The sequence below is a fragment of the Pseudomonas sp. MBLB4123 genome (genome assembly GCF_051904775.1).
Classification (GTDB): domain Bacteria; phylum Pseudomonadota; class Gammaproteobacteria; order Pseudomonadales; family Pseudomonadaceae; genus Aquipseudomonas; species Aquipseudomonas benzenivorans_B.
This window is the reverse complement of sequence record NZ_CP196711.1, coordinates 1,764,498-1,781,127: the sequence shown is the minus strand read 5'-3', so window position 1 is coordinate 1,781,127 and position 16,630 is coordinate 1,764,498. Positions and strand designations below refer to the sequence as shown.

The window sequence follows — 16,630 nt, the reverse complement described above, 5'->3', positions numbered from 1 at the left end:
GGGAGTCGGACATGGCCGTGCAAGACCTGCTCTCCCAGGACGAGATCGATGCGCTGCTGCATGGCGTCGACGACGGCCTGGTCGAGACCGAGGACGCCGCCGAACCGGGCAGCGTCAAGCAGTATGACCTGACCAGCCAGGACCGGATCGTCCGCGGGCGCATGCCGACCCTGGAGATGATCAACGAGCGCTTCGCCCGCTACACCCGCATCAGCATGTTCAACCTGCTGCGTCGCTCGGCGGACGTGGCGGTCGGCGGCGTGCAGGTGATGAAGTTCGGCGAGTACGTGCATTCGCTGTACGTGCCGACCAGCCTCAACCTGGTGAAGATGAAGCCGCTGCGCGGCACCGGGCTGTTCATCCTCGATGCCAAGCTGGTGTTCAAGCTGGTCGACAACTTCTTCGGCGGCGACGGCCGTCACGCCAAGATCGAGGGGCGCGAGTTCACCCCCACCGAGCTGCGGGTGGTGCGCATGGTGCTGGACCAGGCCTTCGTCGACCTGAAGGAGGCCTGGCACGCGGTCATGGACATCAACTTCGAGTACGTCAACTCGGAGGTGAACCCGGCCCTGGCCAACATCGTCAGCCCCAGCGAAGTCATAGTGGTGTCGACCTTCCATATCGAACTGGATGGCGGTGGCGGCGACCTGCACGTGACCATGCCCTATTCGATGATCGAGCCGATCCGCGAGATGCTCGACGCCGGTTTCCAGTCCGATGTCGACGACCAGGACGAGCGCTGGGTCAAGTCCCTGCGCGAGGACATTCTCGACGTCAGCGTGCCCCTGGGCGCCACCGTGGCGCGGCGCCAGTTGAAGCTGCGCGACATCCTGCACATGCAACCGGGCGACGTGATCCCGGTGGATATTCCCGACAACGTGATCATGCGTGCCAATGGGGTGCCGGCCTTCAAGGTCAAGCTGGGCGCACACAAGGGCAACCTGGCCCTGCAGGTGCTGGAGCCGATCGAACGGCAGCGCTAGACCCCGTCAAACCTGTTACATGCCAGCCGAGGACAGACTATGGCAGACGAAAACGAAACGACCTCCCCGGAGGAGCAGGCGCTGGCCGACGAGTGGGCCGCAGCGCTGTCCGAGTCCGGCGACGCCGCCGGCCAGGACGACATCGATGCCATGCTCGCCGCCGGTGGCGCGGGCGATGCGCCGGCTGCGCCGCGGGCGCCGATGGAGGAGTTCGGCAGCGCGCCTAAGAGCAACCAGCCGGTCAACCTGGATGGGCCGAATCTGGATGTGATCCTGGATATCCCGGTGTCGATCTCCATGGAAGTCGGCAATACCGATATCACCATCCGCAACCTGCTGCAGCTCAATCAGGGCTCGGTGATCGAGTTGGATCGGCTGGCCGGCGAGCCGCTGGACGTGCTGGTCAACGGCACCCTGATCGCCCATGGCGAGGTGGTGGTGGTCAACGAGAAGTTCGGCATCCGCCTGACGGACGTGATCAGCCCGAGCGAACGCATCAAGAAGCTGCGCTAGGCATGCGTGCGCTCATCGGCATTATCGGCTCGCTGCCGCTGACGGCCCTCGCCGCCGAGTCGGCGCCGGCGGCTCCCTCTCTGGCGGAGGGCGGCATGGCGGGGCAGTTGGTGCAGTTGCTGCTCGGCCTGCTGCTGGTGATCGGCCTGATCTTCCTGCTGGCCTGGCTCATGCGCCGGGTTCAACAGATCACTCCGCGCGGCGGTCAGGTGATCAAGATACTCGCCAGCCAGGCCCTCGGCCCCCGTGACCGCCTGGTGCTGGTGCAGGTCGGCCAGGAGCAGATCCTCCTCGGTTTGACCCCGGGCCGCATCACCCCGCTGCATGTCATGGCCGAGCCGGTGCACCTGCCGGACGGCCAGCCGGCCTCGACCGAGTTCGCCCAGCGCCTGATGGAGCTGCTGGGCAAGGACCAGAAGGACACGTCTCGATGAGCGCCATGCGCCTGCTCCTGGCCCTGCTGCTGGCGCTGAGCGCGCCTCTGGCCCTGGGCGCCGACAACCCGTTGTCGATCCCGGCGATCACCCTGAGCACCGATACCCAGGGGCAGCAGGAATACTCGGTCAGCCTGCAGATCCTGCTGATCATGACGGCGCTGAGTTTCATCCCGGCCTTCGTCATGCTGATGACCAGCTTCACCCGCATCATCATCGTGTTCTCCATCCTGCGTCAGGCCCTGGGCCTGCAGCAGACGCCGTCGAACCAGATCCTGGTCGGCCTGGCGTTGTTCCTGACCCTGTTCATCATGGCGCCGGTGTTCGACCAGATAAACCGCGACGCCCTGCAGCCTTACCTCAACGAGCAGCTGCCGGCCCAGGAGGCGATCGCCAAGGCCGAAGTGCCGATCAAGAACTTCATGCTGGCGCAGACCCGCGAGAGCGACCTGGAGCTGTTCATGCGCCTGTCCAAGCGCACCGACATCGCCAGTGCGGACGATACGCCGCTGACCATCCTGATCCCGGCCTTCGTCACCTCGGAGCTGAAGACCGCGTTCCAGATCGGTTTCATGATCTTCATCCCGTTCCTGGTGATCGATCTGGTGGTGTCCAGCATCCTCATGGCCATGGGTATGATGATGCTCTCGCCGCTGATCATCTCGCTGCCGTTCAAGATCATGCTGTTCGTCCTGATCGATGGCTGGGCGCTGATCATGGGCACCCTGGCGGCCAGCTTCGGAGCGACCTGAGCATGACCCCCGAGATCGCCGTCGACCTGTTCCGCGAGGCGCTGTGGCTGACCGCCTTGATCGTGGCGGTCATCGTCGTGCCCAGCCTGCTGGTGGGCTTGGTGGTGGCGATGTTCCAGGCTGCCACGCAGATCAACGAGCAGACCCTGAGCTTCCTGCCGCGCCTGCTGGTGATCCTGCTCACCCTGATTTTTGCCGGCCCCTGGTTGACCCGCGAGCTGATGGAGTTCACCAAGATGTTGATCATGAACATCCCCATGCTGATCGGCTGACATGATCGAGCTGAGCGCCACGCAGATCGGCGGCTGGGTCGGCAGTTTCCTGTTGCCGCTGTTCCGCATCGCCGCGCTGCTGATGAGCATGCCGATCATCGGCACCCAGCTGGTGCCGATGCGGGTGCGCCTGTATCTGGCCCTGGCCATTTGCCTGGTGCTGATGCCGACCCTGCCGGCGATGCCGCAGGTCGACGCGCTGAGCCTGCGCAGCCTGGTGCTGATCGCCCAGGAGGTGCTGATCGGGGTGATGCTCGGCTTCAGCCTGCAGCTGTTCTTCCACGCCTTCCTGGTCGCCGGGCAGATCGTCTCGATGCAGATGGGCCTGGGCTTCGCCTCCATGGTCGATCCGACCAATGGGGTGTCGGTGCCGGTGGTCGGTCAGTTCTTCCTGATGTTGGTGACCCTGCTGTTCCTCGCGATGAACGGTCATCTGGTGGTGTTCGAGGTGCTGGCCGAGAGCTTCGTTACCCTGCCGGTGGGCGAGGGGCTGCTGACCGACCACTACTGGACCCTGGCCACCAAGCTGGGCTGGGTCATGGGCGCGGCGCTGATGCTGGTGCTGCCGGCCATCACCGCCTTGCTGGTGGTCAACCTGGCGTTCGGCGTGATGACCCGCGCCGCGCCGCAGCTGAACATCTTCTCCATCGGCTTTCCGCTGACCCTGGTGCTGGGGCTGGCGATCGTCTGGATCGGCATGGCCGACATCCTCGCCCAGTATCAGTTGCTGGTCGGCGAGGCCCTGCAGTTCCTGCGCGAAATGGCGCGGGCGAGGTAGGCCATGGCCGAGTCCGAGAGCGGCGCCGAAAAAAGCGAGGAACCCACGGAGAAACGCCTGCGCGAATCCCGTGAAAAGGGTCAGATCGCTCGCTCCAAGGAGCTCAACACCCTGGCGGTGATGTTGGCCGGGGCGGGCGGCCTGCTGGCCAGCGGCGGCGGGCTGGCGAGCGCGCTGCTGGAGATCATGCGCGGCAATTTTTCCCTGCCGCGCGAAGTGCTGTTCGACGAGCGCAACATGGTGATCTGGCTGCTGGCGTCCGGCGAGATGGCCATCGAGGCCTTGCTGCCGCTGTTCCTGGCCCTGCTGATCGCCTCCATCGTCGGCCCCATCGCCCTGGGCGGCTGGTTGTTCTCGGCCCAGGCCATGGCGCCAAAGCTGAGCCGGATGAACCCCCTGGCCGGGCTCAAGCGCATGTTTTCGACCAAGGCGCTGGTCGAGCTGCTCAAGGCCCTGGCCAAGTTCCTGGTGATCCTGCTGGTGGCCCTGGCGGTGCTGTCCGCCGACCGCGACGACCTGCTGGCGATGGCCCACGAGCCGCTGGAGGCGGCGATCCTGCACGCGGCCCAGGTGGTGGGCTGGAGCGCGCTGTGGATGGCCTGCGGGATCATCCTGATCGCCGCGGTGGACGTGCCCTTCCAGCTCTGGGACAACAAGCAGAAGCTGATGATGACCAAGCAGGAGGTGCGCGACGAATACAAGGACAGCGAGGGCAAGCCCGAGGTCAAGTCGCGCATCCGCCAGCTGCAGCGGGAGATGGCCGAGCGGCGCATGATGCAGGCCGTGCCCCAGGCCGATGTGGTGATCACCAACCCGACCCACTTCGCCGTGGCGCTGAAGTACGATCCGGCCAAGGGCAGTGCGCCGGTGCTGTTGGCCAAGGGCGGCGACTTCACCGCCCTGAAGATTCGCGAGATCGCCCAGGAGCACCGGGTCATGCTGCTGGAGTCGCCGGCCCTGGCGCGGGCGGTGTTCTATTCCACCGAGCTGGACCAGGAAATCCCCGCCGGCCTGTACCTGGCCGTGGCCCAGGTGCTGGCCTACGTCTACCAGTTGCGTCAGTACCAGGCCGGCAAGGGCAAGCGCCCGGGCCCGCTGCCGGACCTGCCGATTCCGCCGGATCTGCGTCGCGACGAGTGAGTGCCGGACGCCATCGCCGGTTGGGTCGAACTTGGAATGCTTCTTGCCACACCCCAGTTAAGACGCCGTTGCGCGTCAAAAAATTGAGCTGGCTGGGGTAGGGATGTGGCTGTAGATCGCGCGCAAATCATCGGAGACGTACGCAGCAATCTGGCGGGGTTGCGCCAGGGCAACCTGGGTATCCCGCTGCTGCTGCTGGTCATGCTCGGCATGGTCATGCTGCCGATGCCGGCGTTCCTCCTCGACGTGCTGTTCACCTTCAGCATCGCCCTGTCGATCGTGGTGCTGCTGGTCGGCATCTATGCCCTGCGGCCCCTGGATTTCGCGGTATTCCCGACCATCCTGCTGGCGGCGACCCTGTTGCGCCTGGGGCTCAACGTCGCCTCGACCCGGGTGGTGCTGCTGCACGGCCACGAGGGGCATGGCGCCGCCGGCCAGGTGATCCAGGCCTTCGGCGAGGTGGTGATCGGCGGCAACTACGTGGTCGGTATCGTGGTGTTCGCCATCCTCATGATCATCAACTTCGTGGTGGTCACCAAGGGCGCCGGGCGCATCTCCGAGGTCAGCGCGCGTTTCACCCTGGACGCCATGCCGGGCAAGCAGATGGCCATCGACGCCGACCTCAACGCCGGCCTGATCGACCAGGCCGAGGCCAAGAAGCGCCGCGCCGAGGTGTCCCAGGAGGCCGACTTCTACGGCTCCATGGACGGTGCCAGCAAGTTCGTCCGCGGCGACGCCATCGCCGGCCTGCTGATCCTGTTCATCAACCTGATCGGCGGCATCGCCATCGGCATGTTCCAGCACGGCCTGGGTTTCGCCGACGCCGGCAAGGTCTACACCCTGTTGACCATCGGCGACGGCCTGGTGGCGCAGATCCCCTCGCTGCTGCTGTCCACCGCCGCGGCGGTGATGGTCACCCGGGTGTCCAGCTCCGAAGACATGGGCGCCCAGGTCAACCGGCAGATGTTCGCCTCGCCGCGGGCCCTGGCCGTGGCCGCGGCGATCATGATCGCCATGGGGATGGTGCCGGGCATGCCGCACTTCTCCTTCATCAGCCTCGGCCTGATTGCCGCCGGCGCCGCGTACTGGATCGCCAACAAGCAACGCAAGGGCAAGGAGGAGGAAATCAAGGAGGTGCAGCGTCAGCAGGAGTTGCTGCCGGCGCAGAAGGCCCAGGAGGTCAAGGAGCTGGGCTGGGACGACGTCACGCCGGTGGACATGGTCGGCCTGGAGGTCGGCTACCGGCTGATCCCGTTGGTCGACCGCAACCAGGGCGGTCAGCTGCTTGCGCGGATCAAGGGGGTACGCAAGAAGCTGTCCCAGGAGATGGGGTTCCTCATGCCCTCGGTGCATATCCGCGACAACCTCGACCTGCTGCCCAACGCTTACCGCCTGACCCTGATGGGGGTCAGCGTGGCCGAGGCCGAGGTGTATCCGGATCGCGAGCTGGCGATCAACCCCGGGCAGGTGTTCGGCACCCTCAACGGCGTGGCCGCCAAGGATCCGGCGTTCGGTCTGGAGGCGGTGTGGATCGACGCCAGTCAGCGCGACCAGGCGCAATCGCTCGGCTACACCGTGGTGGACGCCAGTACGGTGGTCGCCACCCACCTCAACCAGGTGCTGCACAAGCATGCCCATGAGCTGCTCGGCCATGAGGAAGTGCAGCAGCTGCTGCAGTTGCTGGCCAAGAGCTCGCCGAAGCTGGCCGAGGAGCTGGTGCCGGGTCTGGTGTCGCTGTCGACCCTGCTCAAGGTGCTGCAGGCGTTGCTGCAGGAGCAGGTGCCGGTGCGCGACATCCGCACCATCGCCGAGGCCATGGCCAACGTCGCGGCCAAGAGTCAAGATCCCGCCGCGATGGTGGCGGCGGTGCGCGTGGCCTTGGCCCGCGCGATCGTGCAAAGCATCGTGGGACTAGAGCCGGAGCTGCCTGTGATCACCCTGGAACCCAGGTTGGAACAGATATTGCTCAATAGTTTGCAGAAGGCCGGGCAAGGCTCCGAGGATGGCATCCTCCTGGAACCGGGCATGGCCGAGAAGCTGCAGCGTTCCCTGGTGGAAGCGGCGCAGCGCCAGGAGATGCTCGGCAAGCCGGTGATACTGCTGGTGGCCGGTCCGGTCCGGGCGATGCTCTCGCGGTTCGCGCGGCTGGCAGTGCCGAACATGCACGTGCTGGCCTACCAGGAAATCCCGGACAACAAGCAGGTCACCATCGTCGCGACGGTGGGGCAGAACTAACCGAGGTCACAGGCCATGCAGGTCAAACGCTTTTTCGCCGCCGATATGCGTCAAGCCATGAAGCTGGTCCGCGATGAGCTGGGCGCGGATGCCTCGATCATCGGCAATCGCCGGGTGGCCGGCGGTGTCGAGTTGACCGCCGCGCTGGACTACCAGATTCCCGCCGCGCCTGCGCGCCAGCCCAATCCGGCGCTGGAGGCCGAGCTGCGCAAGACCCAGTCGCGCATCGCCTCCGCCCAGGCCGAGTTGACCACCCGGGCGCAGGCCGACGAGGGCAAGGACCGCCAACTGTTTGGCGCGGCCCCCGAGGTGCCGGCCGACAGCCTCGCCGCCGTGCTCGGCAAGCCGCAACCGGCGCTGCCTGCGGCCAGCGATCAGCGTGCCCTCGAGGCCATGCGCTTCGAGCTGCACGGCCTGCGCGAGCTGATCGAAGTACAGCTCGGCTCGATCGCCTGGGGCCAGATGCAGAGCCGCCGTCCGCAGCAGGCCAGCCTCTGGCGCCGCCTGCAGCGCATGGGCCTGCCGGCCGAGCTGGCCCGGGTGCTGCTCGAGCGGGTGACCAATGTCGCCGAGCCCCGGCAGGCCTGGCGCATGCTCCTGGCCCACCTGGCTCGCGCCATTCAGACCCCCAAGCAAGAGCCGCTGGAGGAGGGCGGGGTGATCGCCCTGGTCGGCCCGGCCGGCATGGGCAAGACCACCACCCTGGCCAAGCTGGCGGCGCGTTATGTGCTCAAGCACGGCGCCCAGAGCCTCGCCCTGGTCAGCCTGGACAGTTACCGCATCGGCGCCCAGGAGCAGGTCAAGACCCTCGGCCGCATCCTCGGCGTGCCGGTCACCCTGGTCGATCCCGGCCAATCGCTGACCCAGGCCCTGGCACCTCTGGCGAAGAAGCGCCTGGTGCTGATCGACACGGCCGGCCTGCCGGCCAACGACCCGGCGCTGCGCATGCAGCTGGAGGCCCTGGCCAGCCGCGGGATCAAGTCCAGGAACTACCTGGTCATGGCCGCCACCAGCCAGAGCCAGGTACTCAAAGCCGCCTACCATAGCTACAAGCGTTGTGGTCTGGCCGGTTGCATCCTGACCAAGCTGGACGAGGCCGCCAGCCTGGGCGAGGTCATGGGGCTGGCGATAGGTCAGCGCCTGCCGGTAGCCTATGTGGCCGATGGTCCGCGTATCCCGGATGATCTGCAGGTACCGCGCAGCCATCAGTTGGTGAGCCGGGCCGTCGGGCTGCAGAGTGCGGAAGATCCAAGCGAGGAGGCGATGGCGGAGCTGTTCGCCGGCCTCTATCAGCAGCCGACGCGCCGTGCCGGTTGACGGCGCCGCGGCGATGACTCAGTGGCACGAGGCGCAGGTTGACCTCATGCCGGATTGGCGGGGTACGCTTAGCCAAGCGGCTCCCGTCGACGTTAGACAAGGTGTGTAGAGAACATGGGTATGCATCCCGTACAGGTGATCGCGGTGACCGGCGGCAAGGGTGGTGTCGGCAAGACCAACGTGTCGGTGAATCTGGCCCTGGCGCTGGCCGATGTCGGCCGGCGGGTCATGTTGATGGACGCCGACCTGGGACTGGCCAACATCGACGTCCTGCTCGGCCTCACCGCCAAGCGCACCCTGGCCGATGTGATCAGCGGCGAGTGCGACCTGCGCGACGTGATCCTGCAGGGCCCCGGCGGCATCCGCATCGTTCCGGCCGCCTCGGGCACGCAGAGCATGGTGCAGCTCTCGCCCCTGCAGCATGCCGGCCTGATCCAGGCCTTCAGCGACATCAGCGACAACCTCGACGTGTTGATCATCGACACCGCCGCCGGCATCGGCGACTCGGTGGTCAGCTTCGTCCGCGCGGCCCAGGAGGTGCTGGTGGTGGTGTGCGACGAGCCGACCTCGATCACCGACGCCTACGCGCTGATCAAGTTGCTCAATCGCGACTACGGCATGAGCCGCTTTCGTGTACTGGCCAATATGGCGCACAGTCCACAGGAGGGGCGCAATCTTTTTGCCAAACTGACCAAGGTCACCGATCGTTTCCTCGACGTCGCCCTGCAGTATGTCGGCGCGGTGCCCTACGACGAGTCGGTGCGCAAGGCCGTGCAGAAGCAGCGCGCGGTCTATGACGCCTATCCACGCTCCAGGTGCGCCCTGGCGTTCAAGGCGATCGCGCAGAAGGTCGATGCCTGGCCGCTACCGGCCAATCCGCGCGGTCATCTGGAGTTTTTCGTCGAGCGCTTGGTGCAGCAACCGACCGCGGACTCGGCGGTATGACAGCAGCTTCCGGACTTCGTATGTACAGCAAGGCGCAAGGACAAGAGTCCCAGTATCAGTTGATCGAGCGCTATGCGCCCCTGGTCAAGCGCATCGCCTACCACTTGCTGGCGCGCCTGCCGGCCAGCGTGCAGGTGGACGATCTGATCCAGGCCGGCATGATCGGTTTGCTCGAGGCCTCGAAGAAATACGACTCCAGCAAGGGCGCGAGCTTCGAGACATTCGCCGGCATTCGCATTCGCGGTTCGATGCTCGATGAGGTGCGCAAGGGCGATTGGGCGCCGCGTTCGGTACACCGCAACAGCCGCATGGTCAGCGATGCGATCCGAGTAATTGAGGCCAGAACCGGTCGTGACGCTAAAGATCACGAGGTTGCGGCCGAACTCCAATTGAGTCTCGAGGATTACTACGGCATTCTTGGCGACACTTTGGGCAGCCGCCTGTTCAGCTTCGACGACCTGTTGCAGGACGGCGAGCACGGGGGGCTGTGCGAAGACGCCAATGCCACTCACCAAGAACCTTCTCGTGGCCTGGAAGATGAGCGCTTCCAGGCGGCGCTGGCCGATGCCATCGCCAACTTGCCGGAGCGCGAACGACTGGTGTTGGCGCTGTATTACGACGAAGAGCTGAATCTCAAGGAGATCGGCGAGGTGCTGGGGGTCAGCGAGTCGCGCGTTAGCCAGATCCACAGCCAGTGCGCCGCACGCCTGCGTGCGCGGCTGAGCGAATGGCGCACGCGCTGAACAGCTAGATTAGCGGGTCGTTGGGAAACGTAGCGGACGAGGGTCAGATAAGGCGCATTACGGCCTGTACGGCCTGTAGGTGAGCGAGTAACACCTACCTGATTGCAACGTGGCGCAGCTGATCGCAATGGTTTTGCAACGGCCTGTCAGGCCGGTTTCACGATTAAGGGCGCAGCCAGAGGCTGGCTGCGTTTAGGACTGTACGGAGGTCGACTTGGACAAGAACATGAAAATCCTCATCGTTGATGACTTTTCAACGATGCGCCGGATCATCAAGAACCTCCTGCGTGATCTGGGGTTCACCAATACCGCGGAGGCCGACGACGGCACCACCGCCCTGCCGATGTTGCACAGCGGCAGTTTCGATTTTCTGGTGACCGACTGGAACATGCCGGGCATGACCGGGATCGACCTGCTCCGCGCGGTACGGGCGGACGAGCGGCTCAAGCACCTGCCGGTACTGATGGTCACCGCCGAGGCCAAGCGCGACCAGATCATCGAGGCCGCGCAAGCCGGGGTGAATGGCTATGTGGTCAAGCCGTTCACGGCCCAGGTGCTGAAAGAAAAGATCGAGAAGATTTTCGAGCGGGTCAACGGCTGATGTCTGCCGCGAGGGTGCTATGGAACACGAAGATTCCCCGCAGGCCGACCTCGAGTCGAGCCTGAAGTTAAACGCGCGCCAATTGGTCGACAGCCTGGATCAAGGCAACTTTGGCGAAGCGGTGCAGCTGATCAATGAACTCAATAAAACCCGCGACCGTGGCCTGTACCACGAAGTCGGCAAGCTGACGCGCGAGTTGCACAACGCCATCGTCAACTTCCAACTCGATCCGCGCGTGCCCCATGCCCAGGAAGTCTCGCAAATCACCGATGCCACCGAGCGCCTGAATTATGTGGTGACGATGACCGAGAAGGCGGCGAACCGGACCATGGATCTGGTCGAGCAGAGCGCGCCGTTGGTCAACGACCTCGGCAGCGAGGCACAGACCCTGAGCGCCGAGTGGGGACGTTTCATGCGCCGGGAAATGGGCGCCGATGGTTTCCGCGAGCTGGCCAAGCGCATCGAGTTGTTCCTCGCCCGCAGCGAACGCGATGGCGCCAAGTTGTCCGCCCATCTCAACGACATCCTGCTGGCTCAGGACTATCAGGACCTGACCGGCCAGGTGATCAAGCGGGTCACCCAGCTGGTCACCGAGGTGGAGAGCAATCTGCTCAAACTGGTGCTGATGGCCAGCCAGGTGGACCGTTTCGCCGGTATCGAGCACGACCACGAACAGTTACGCGCCGAGCAAAAACAACAAAAAGAGCCTTCCCGTGGTGAAGGTCCGCAGATTAATGCCGATAAGCGTGAAGATGTCGCCGCAAGCCAGGACGACGTCGACGATCTGCTATCCAGCTTAGGTTTTTAGGAGCACGTTTTATGAGCTTCGGCGCCGATGAAGAGATCCTCCAGGACTTCCTGGTAGAGGCCGGGGAGATCCTCGAGCAACTGTCCGAACAGTTGGTCGAGCTAGAGAGCCGCCCGGACGATATGAGCCTGCTCAACGCGATCTTTCGCGGCTTTCATACCGTCAAGGGCGGTGCCGGCTTTCTCCAGTTGAACGAACTGGTCGAGTGCTGCCACATCGCGGAGAACGTCTTCGACGTTCTGCGCAAGGGCGAGCGACGGGTCGACGCCGAGTTGATGGACGTGGTGCTGGAAGCGCTGGATGCGGTCAATGGCATGTTCGGCCAGGTGCGCGAACGAGTCGAGCCGACCCCGGCCAGTCAGGAGCTGCTGGCGGCCCTGGCCCGCCTGGCGGAGCCGGCCGGTGCCGAGGAAGTGCCAGCGCCGGAGGCGCAGGTCCAGGCCGTGGCGGAGCCTGAGCCGGAACCCGCCTCGGCTGCGCCCGAGACTGGCGACATCACCGACAGCGAGTTCGAGCAACTGCTCGATGCCCTGCATGGGGCGCCGGCCGAAGCCCAGGCCGAAACAGCCTCTGCGGCGGCCGGTCCGGACGAAATCAGCGACGACGAGTTCGAGGCACTGCTCGATCAGTTGCATGGCAAGGGCCAGTTCGTTCCGCCCGCCACTGCCGCCGCCACGGCGGCGCAGCCGGTGCAGGCCCCGGTGGCGGCGGTTGCCGAAGCCAGTCCTGGCGCTGACGAGATCAGCGACGACGAGTTCGAGGCGCTGCTCGATCAGCTGCATGGCAAGGGCCAGTTCGTTCCGCCCGCCACGGGCGCCGCCACGGCGGTGCAGCCGGCGCAGGCCCCGGCTGCGGCAGCGCGCGCGGACAGTGACGAGATCACCGACGACGAGTTCGAGGCGCTGCTCGATCAACTGCACGGCAAGGGCAAGTTTGCCGAGCCGAGCGCCCCGGCCAAGGCGCCCGCCGCTGCGGTAGCGCCGATCAAGCCCACCGAGACGGCCAAGGCAAGCGTCAAGCCAGCGACCAAGGCCGAGCCGGCGAAGGCGCCGACCCCCGCGCCGGCAGCGGCCGACAAGGTGGTGCCGGCCAGTGAGGCGGAAACCACGGTACGGGTCGACACCGCGCGCCTGGACGAGATCATGAACATGGTCGGCGAACTGGTGCTGGTGCGTAACCGCCTGGTGCGCCTGGGCTCCAACAGCGGCGACGAGGCAATGGCCAAGGCGGTGTCCAACCTCGACGTGGTCACCGCCGACCTGCAGACGGCGGTGATGAAGACCCGCATGCAGCCGATCAAGAAGGTCTTCGGGCGCTTCCCGCGCCTGGTCCGCGACCTGGCCCGCAGCCTGAAGAAAGAGATCAACCTGGAGTTGGTCGGCGAAGAGACCGACCTGGACAAGAACCTGGTCGAGGCCCTGGCCGACCCGCTGGTGCACCTGGTGCGCAACGCCGTCGATCATGGCATCGAGACCCCGGAAGAGCGCGAGGCAGCCGGCAAGGCCCGCGGCGGCAAGGTGGTGCTGTCGGCCGAGCAGGAGGGCGACCACATCCTGTTGTCGATCTCCGACGACGGCAAGGGCATGGACGCCGATGTGCTGCGCGCCAAGGCCGTGGAAAAGGGCCTGCTGGACAAGGACGCGGCCGACCGGCTGAACGAGTTCGAGTGCTACAACCTGATCTTCGCCCCGGGCTTCTCGACCAAGAGCGAGATTTCCGACGTGTCCGGTCGCGGTGTCGGCATGGACGTGGTGAAGACCAAGATTTCCCAGCTCAACGGCACGGTCAACGTGTTCTCGGTCAAGGGCCAGGGCTCGAAGATCGTCATCAAGGTGCCCCTGACCCTGGCGATCATGCCGACCCTGATGGTGATGCTGGGCAAGCAGGCATTCGCCTTCCCGCTGGTCAACGTCAACGAGATCTTCCACCTCGACCTGTCGCGCACCAACGTGGTCGACGGCCAGGAGGTGGTGGTGGTGCGCGACAAGGCGTTGCCGCTGTTCTACCTCAAGCGCTGGCTGGTGCGTGATGCCGCCCATGAGGAGCAGGGCGAGGGGCATGTGGTGATTCTCACGGTGGGCAGCCAGCGCATCGGCTTCGTCGTCGACCAACTGGTCGGTCAGGAAGAGGTGGTGATCAAGCCCCTGGGCAAGATGCTTCAGGGCACTCCGGGCATGTCCGGCGCTACCATCACCGGCGATGGACGCATCGCCTTGATTCTCGACGTGCCGAGCATGCTCAAGCGCTACGCGCGGCGCATCTGATTGATTGGCGGCGCGACCTGCGCGCGCCGCTTAGGAGTTTGTATGGTTGTCAAGGTACTGGTGGTGGACGATTCCGGCTTCTTCCGCCGGCGTGTCTCGGAAATCCTCTCCACCGATCCGAATATCCAGGTGATCGGCACCGCCACCAATGGCCGTGAAGCCATCGACCAGGCCCAGGCCCTGAGGCCCGATGTGATCACCATGGATTACGAGATGCCGATGATGGATGGCATCACCGCGGTCCGGAACATCATGCAGCGTTGTCCGACCGCGGTGCTGATGTTCTCCTCGCTGACCCACGAGGGCGCCCGGGTTACTCTCGATGCCCTGGATGCCGGGGCGGTGGACTTCCTGCCGAAGAACTTCGAGGACATCTCGCGCAATCCGGAGAAGGTCAAGCAGTTGCTGTGCGAGAAGGTGCACAGCATCGCCCGCAGCAACAGGCGCAGCATCGGTGCGCGGCCGTCTCCCACCCCAGCGCCAGCGGTATCCGTCACGCCGCCCAGGCCGGCCACGACCAGCAGCCTGACGCGGCCAGCGCCGACGCCCACGCCAGCTCCGGTGCCGGCGCCCGGTGCGCCGACCAGTGCAGCCGCGCCCAAGCGCAAGGCCTACAAGCTGGTGGCCATCGGCACCTCGACCGGCGGGCCGGTGGCTCTGCAGCGCGTGTTGACGCAGCTGCCAGCCAACTTTCCGGCCCCGATCCTGCTGATCCAGCACATGCCGGCGGCTTTTACCAAGGCCTTTGCCGAGCGCCTGGACAAGCTCTGTCGGATTGCCGTCAAGGAGGCCGAAGATGGCGAGCTGCTACGGCCCGGAGTGGCGTTGCTGGCGCCCGGCGGCAAGCAGATGATGGTCGATGGGCGCGGTACCATCCGCATCCTCCCCGGCGATGACCGGTTGAACTACAAGCCCAGTGTCGACATCACCTTCGGTTCGGCGGCCAAGTCCTATCACGACAGGGTGCTGGCGGTGGTACTGACCGGCATGGGGGCGGACGGGCGCGAGGGGGCACGCCTGCTCAAACAGGGCGGCAGCCAGGTCTGGGCGCAGGACGAGGCCAGTTGCGTGATCTACGGCATGCCGATGGCCGTGGTCAAGGCCAACCTGGCCGATGCGGTGTATGGGCTCGACGATATCGCTCGGCACCTGACCGAGGCGTGCCTGTAAATGACCCCGAGAGGGAGCGTGCCCGCATGGATGTGCTAAGTCTGATCGGGGTCATCCTGGCGTTCGTCGCCATTTTGGGTGGCAACTATCTCGAAGGCGGTCACGCGACGGCGCTGCTCAATGGGCCGGCGGCGCTGATCGTGATCGGCGGCACCCTGGGCGCGGCTTTCCTGCAGGCGCCGGTCAGCGTGTTCAAGCGCGCCCTGGCGATACTGCGCTGGATCTTCTTCCCGCCCCGGGTGGACCTGGCCGGCGGCATCAACCATGTGGTCGGCTGGAGCATGACCGCGCGCAAGGAGGGCCTGCTGGGCCTGGAGGCGGTGGCGGACGCCGAGTCCGACCCCTATGCGCGCAAGGGCCTGCAGTTGCTGGTCGATGGCGCCGAGCCCGAGGCCATCCGCAGCATCCTCGAGGTCGACCTGTACACCCAGGAAGGCCGCGACATACAGGCCGCCAAGGTGTACGAGAGCATGGGCGGCTACGCGCCGACCATCGGCATCATCGGTGCGGTGATGGGGTTGATCCACGTGATGGGCAATCTAGCCGACCCGAGCATGCTCGGCAGTGGCATCGCCGTGGCGTTTGTAGCTACCATCTATGGTGTGGGTTTCGCCAACCTGCTGCTGCTGCCGATCGGCAACAAGCTCAAGGCCGTCGCCCTGCGCCAGTCGCGCTACCGCGAGATGCTGCTCGAAGGCATTCTGTCCATCGCCGAAGGCGAGAACCCGCGCTCCATCGAGCTGAAGCTGCAAGGCTTCATGGATTGACAGGGACGCGCCATGCCTCGCAGACGCCATCACGAAGAGCATGAGAACCACGAGCGTTGGCTGGTCTCCTATGCCGACTTCATCACCCTGCTGTTTGCCTTTTTCGTGGTGATGTATTCGATTTCCTCGATCAACGAGGGCAAGTACAAGGTGCTCTCGGAGAGCCTGGTCGGGGTGTTCAACCAGCCGGAGCGCTCGGTCAAGCCGATTCAGCTGGGCGAGGAGCGTCCGCGTACCACGGTACCGGCGCGTACCTCATCCGCCGAGGCCGGCGAGCCGGCGCCCACGGACGACCTGAAGGACATCGCCGACAGCGTGCGCGAGGCCTTCGGCGAGTTGATCGATGCGCAGCAATTGAAAGTGAGCGGCAACGAGCTGTGGATCGAGATCGAACTCAGCTCCAGCCTGCTGTTTCCCAGTGGCGATGCGTTGCCGAACGACAGGGCGTTCGCCATCATCGAGAAGGTAGCCAAGATTCTGGCGCCTTACGAGAATCCGGTGCATGTCGAGGGCTTCACCGACAACCTGCCGATCAACACCGCGCAGTTCCCGACCAACTGGGAGCTGTCGGCTGCCCGTGCCGCGAGTATCGTGCGCATGCTGGCAATGGATGGGGTCAAACCACAGCGGTTGGCCTCGGTCGGTTATGGCGAATTCCAGCCGGTGGCCGACAATACGACGGCAGAGGGGAGGGCGCGTAACCGCCGGGTGGTGCTGGTGATTTCCCGCAACCTCGATGTGCGGCGCAGCGTGACCGGCGTCGGCAGCGGCAATGCCAAGCCGGATAGCGCGCTGCTGCGTGCTGGCATGCAATCTGCAGCGACGCCGTCAGCGCAGGTGCCACAAAGCGGTGCCGTCAATCCCCCGTCGCCAGCCCCATGAGGGCGGCGCCCGTTCTCGGCCAGGCC

General features: G+C 65.4%; 17 protein-coding genes. All 17 read left to right on the top strand.

Annotated features, from left to right (window positions below; genetic code table 11):
- The first annotated feature begins 11 nt into the window (after positions 1 to 11).
- The 17 genes from fliM to motD all read left to right on the top strand — a co-directional run bounded on the left by fliM (position 12) and on the right by motD (position 16,604).
- Complete coding sequence (gene fliM, locus ACSX1C_RS08235; protein ID WP_318645786.1) at positions 12 to 983, top strand: flagellar motor switch protein FliM; 972 nt, start codon at positions 12 to 14, stop codon at positions 981 to 983.
- A 39-nt stretch (positions 984 to 1,022) separates the two neighbouring features.
- Positions 1,023 to 1,496, top strand: a complete 474-nt coding sequence (fliN, locus tag ACSX1C_RS08230) for a flagellar motor switch protein FliN (protein ID WP_318645787.1) — start codon at positions 1,023 to 1,025, stop codon at positions 1,494 to 1,496.
- Between the two features lie 2 nt (positions 1,497 to 1,498).
- Complete coding sequence (gene fliO, locus ACSX1C_RS08225) at positions 1,499 to 1,930, top strand: flagellar biosynthetic protein FliO (RefSeq protein WP_439889022.1); 432 nt, start codon at positions 1,499 to 1,501, stop codon at positions 1,928 to 1,930.
- Positions 1,927 to 2,682: a flagellar type III secretion system pore protein FliP gene (gene fliP / locus ACSX1C_RS08220; RefSeq protein WP_439889021.1), complete on the top strand. Its 756-nt coding sequence runs from the start codon at positions 1,927 to 1,929 to the stop codon at positions 2,680 to 2,682. Before fliO ends, fliP begins: the two co-directional genes overlap by 4 nt.
- Positions 2,683 to 2,684: 2 nt before the next feature.
- Positions 2,685 to 2,954: a flagellar biosynthesis protein FliQ gene (gene fliQ, locus ACSX1C_RS08215; RefSeq protein ID WP_318645790.1), complete on the top strand. Its 270-nt coding sequence runs from the start codon at positions 2,685 to 2,687 to the stop codon at positions 2,952 to 2,954.
- Position 2,955: 1 nt separating this feature from the next.
- The gene (gene fliR / locus ACSX1C_RS08210) at positions 2,956 to 3,732 is read left to right on the top strand and encodes a flagellar biosynthetic protein FliR (protein WP_318645791.1); all 777 of its coding nucleotides are present in this window, start codon (positions 2,956 to 2,958) and stop codon (positions 3,730 to 3,732) included.
- 3 nt (positions 3,733 to 3,735) lie between these two features.
- Complete coding sequence (gene flhB, locus ACSX1C_RS08205; RefSeq protein WP_318645792.1) at positions 3,736 to 4,872, top strand: flagellar biosynthesis protein FlhB; 1,137 nt, start codon at positions 3,736 to 3,738, stop codon at positions 4,870 to 4,872.
- Positions 4,873 to 4,977: 105 nt separating this feature from the next.
- Complete coding sequence (flhA, locus tag ACSX1C_RS08200) at positions 4,978 to 7,107, top strand: flagellar biosynthesis protein FlhA (protein WP_439889020.1); 2,130 nt, start codon at positions 4,978 to 4,980, stop codon at positions 7,105 to 7,107.
- A 15-nt stretch (positions 7,108 to 7,122) separates the two neighbouring features.
- Complete coding sequence (gene flhF, locus ACSX1C_RS08195; RefSeq protein ID WP_439889019.1) at positions 7,123 to 8,424, top strand: flagellar biosynthesis protein FlhF; 1,302 nt, start codon at positions 7,123 to 7,125, stop codon at positions 8,422 to 8,424.
- Between the two features lie 114 nt (positions 8,425 to 8,538).
- On the top strand, positions 8,539 to 9,369 hold the full coding sequence (gene fleN / locus ACSX1C_RS08190) for a flagellar synthesis regulator FleN (RefSeq protein ID WP_318645795.1): 831 nt from the start codon (positions 8,539 to 8,541) through the stop codon (positions 9,367 to 9,369).
- On the top strand, positions 9,366 to 10,112 hold the full coding sequence (gene fliA / locus ACSX1C_RS08185) for an RNA polymerase sigma factor FliA (protein ID WP_439889018.1): 747 nt from the start codon (positions 9,366 to 9,368) through the stop codon (positions 10,110 to 10,112). Before fleN ends, fliA begins: the two co-directional genes overlap by 4 nt.
- Positions 10,113 to 10,338: 226 nt before the next feature.
- A complete protein-coding gene (locus ACSX1C_RS08180; RefSeq protein WP_170862135.1) occupies positions 10,339 to 10,713 on the top strand; it encodes a chemotaxis response regulator CheY in 375 nt (124 codons plus the stop codon).
- Positions 10,714 to 10,732: 19 nt separating this feature from the next.
- On the top strand, positions 10,733 to 11,521 hold the full coding sequence (locus ACSX1C_RS08175) for a protein phosphatase CheZ (RefSeq protein WP_439889017.1): 789 nt from the start codon (positions 10,733 to 10,735) through the stop codon (positions 11,519 to 11,521).
- 11 nt (positions 11,522 to 11,532) lie between these two features.
- Positions 11,533 to 13,785, top strand: a complete 2,253-nt coding sequence (locus ACSX1C_RS08170) for a chemotaxis protein CheA (RefSeq protein WP_439889016.1) — start codon at positions 11,533 to 11,535, stop codon at positions 13,783 to 13,785.
- A 42-nt stretch (positions 13,786 to 13,827) separates the two neighbouring features.
- Complete coding sequence (locus ACSX1C_RS08165) at positions 13,828 to 14,955, top strand: protein-glutamate methylesterase/protein-glutamine glutaminase (protein WP_439889015.1); 1,128 nt, start codon at positions 13,828 to 13,830, stop codon at positions 14,953 to 14,955.
- Positions 14,956 to 14,981: 26 nt separating this feature from the next.
- Positions 14,982 to 15,722, top strand: a complete 741-nt coding sequence (locus ACSX1C_RS08160) for a flagellar motor protein (RefSeq protein WP_318645800.1) — start codon at positions 14,982 to 14,984, stop codon at positions 15,720 to 15,722.
- A 12-nt stretch (positions 15,723 to 15,734) separates the two neighbouring features.
- On the top strand, positions 15,735 to 16,604 hold the full coding sequence (gene motD / locus ACSX1C_RS08155; RefSeq protein WP_439889014.1) for a flagellar motor protein MotD: 870 nt from the start codon (positions 15,735 to 15,737) through the stop codon (positions 16,602 to 16,604).
- Positions 16,605 to 16,630: the final 26 nt, after the last annotated feature.

Coding starts and splice junctions, on each gene's coding strand:
- fliN (WP_318645787.1), top strand. CDS start 1,023: ATGGCAGACGAAAACGAAACGACCTCCCCGGAGGAGCAGGCGCTGGCC.
- flhB (WP_318645792.1), top strand. CDS start 3,736: ATGGCCGAGTCCGAGAGCGGCGCCGAAAAAAGCGAGGAACCCACGGAG.
- ACSX1C_RS08170 (WP_439889016.1), top strand. CDS start 11,533: ATGAGCTTCGGCGCCGATGAAGAGATCCTCCAGGACTTCCTGGTAGAG.
- motD (WP_439889014.1), top strand. CDS start 15,735: ATGCCTCGCAGACGCCATCACGAAGAGCATGAGAACCACGAGCGTTGG.
- flhF (WP_439889019.1), top strand. CDS start 7,123: ATGCAGGTCAAACGCTTTTTCGCCGCCGATATGCGTCAAGCCATGAAG.
- fliQ (WP_318645790.1), top strand. CDS start 2,685: ATGACCCCCGAGATCGCCGTCGACCTGTTCCGCGAGGCGCTGTGGCTG.
- ACSX1C_RS08165 (WP_439889015.1), top strand. CDS start 13,828: ATGGTTGTCAAGGTACTGGTGGTGGACGATTCCGGCTTCTTCCGCCGG.
- ACSX1C_RS08180 (WP_170862135.1), top strand. CDS start 10,339: ATGAAAATCCTCATCGTTGATGACTTTTCAACGATGCGCCGGATCATC.
- fleN (WP_318645795.1), top strand. CDS start 8,539: ATGGGTATGCATCCCGTACAGGTGATCGCGGTGACCGGCGGCAAGGGT.
- fliM (WP_318645786.1), top strand. CDS start 12: ATGGCCGTGCAAGACCTGCTCTCCCAGGACGAGATCGATGCGCTGCTG.
- fliR (WP_318645791.1), top strand. CDS start 2,956: ATGATCGAGCTGAGCGCCACGCAGATCGGCGGCTGGGTCGGCAGTTTC.
- fliA (WP_439889018.1), top strand. CDS start 9,366: ATGACAGCAGCTTCCGGACTTCGTATGTACAGCAAGGCGCAAGGACAA.
- ACSX1C_RS08175 (WP_439889017.1), top strand. CDS start 10,733: ATGGAACACGAAGATTCCCCGCAGGCCGACCTCGAGTCGAGCCTGAAG.
- fliP (WP_439889021.1), top strand. CDS start 1,927: ATGAGCGCCATGCGCCTGCTCCTGGCCCTGCTGCTGGCGCTGAGCGCG.
- fliO (WP_439889022.1), top strand. CDS start 1,499: ATGCGTGCGCTCATCGGCATTATCGGCTCGCTGCCGCTGACGGCCCTC.
- ACSX1C_RS08160 (WP_318645800.1), top strand. CDS start 14,982: ATGGATGTGCTAAGTCTGATCGGGGTCATCCTGGCGTTCGTCGCCATT.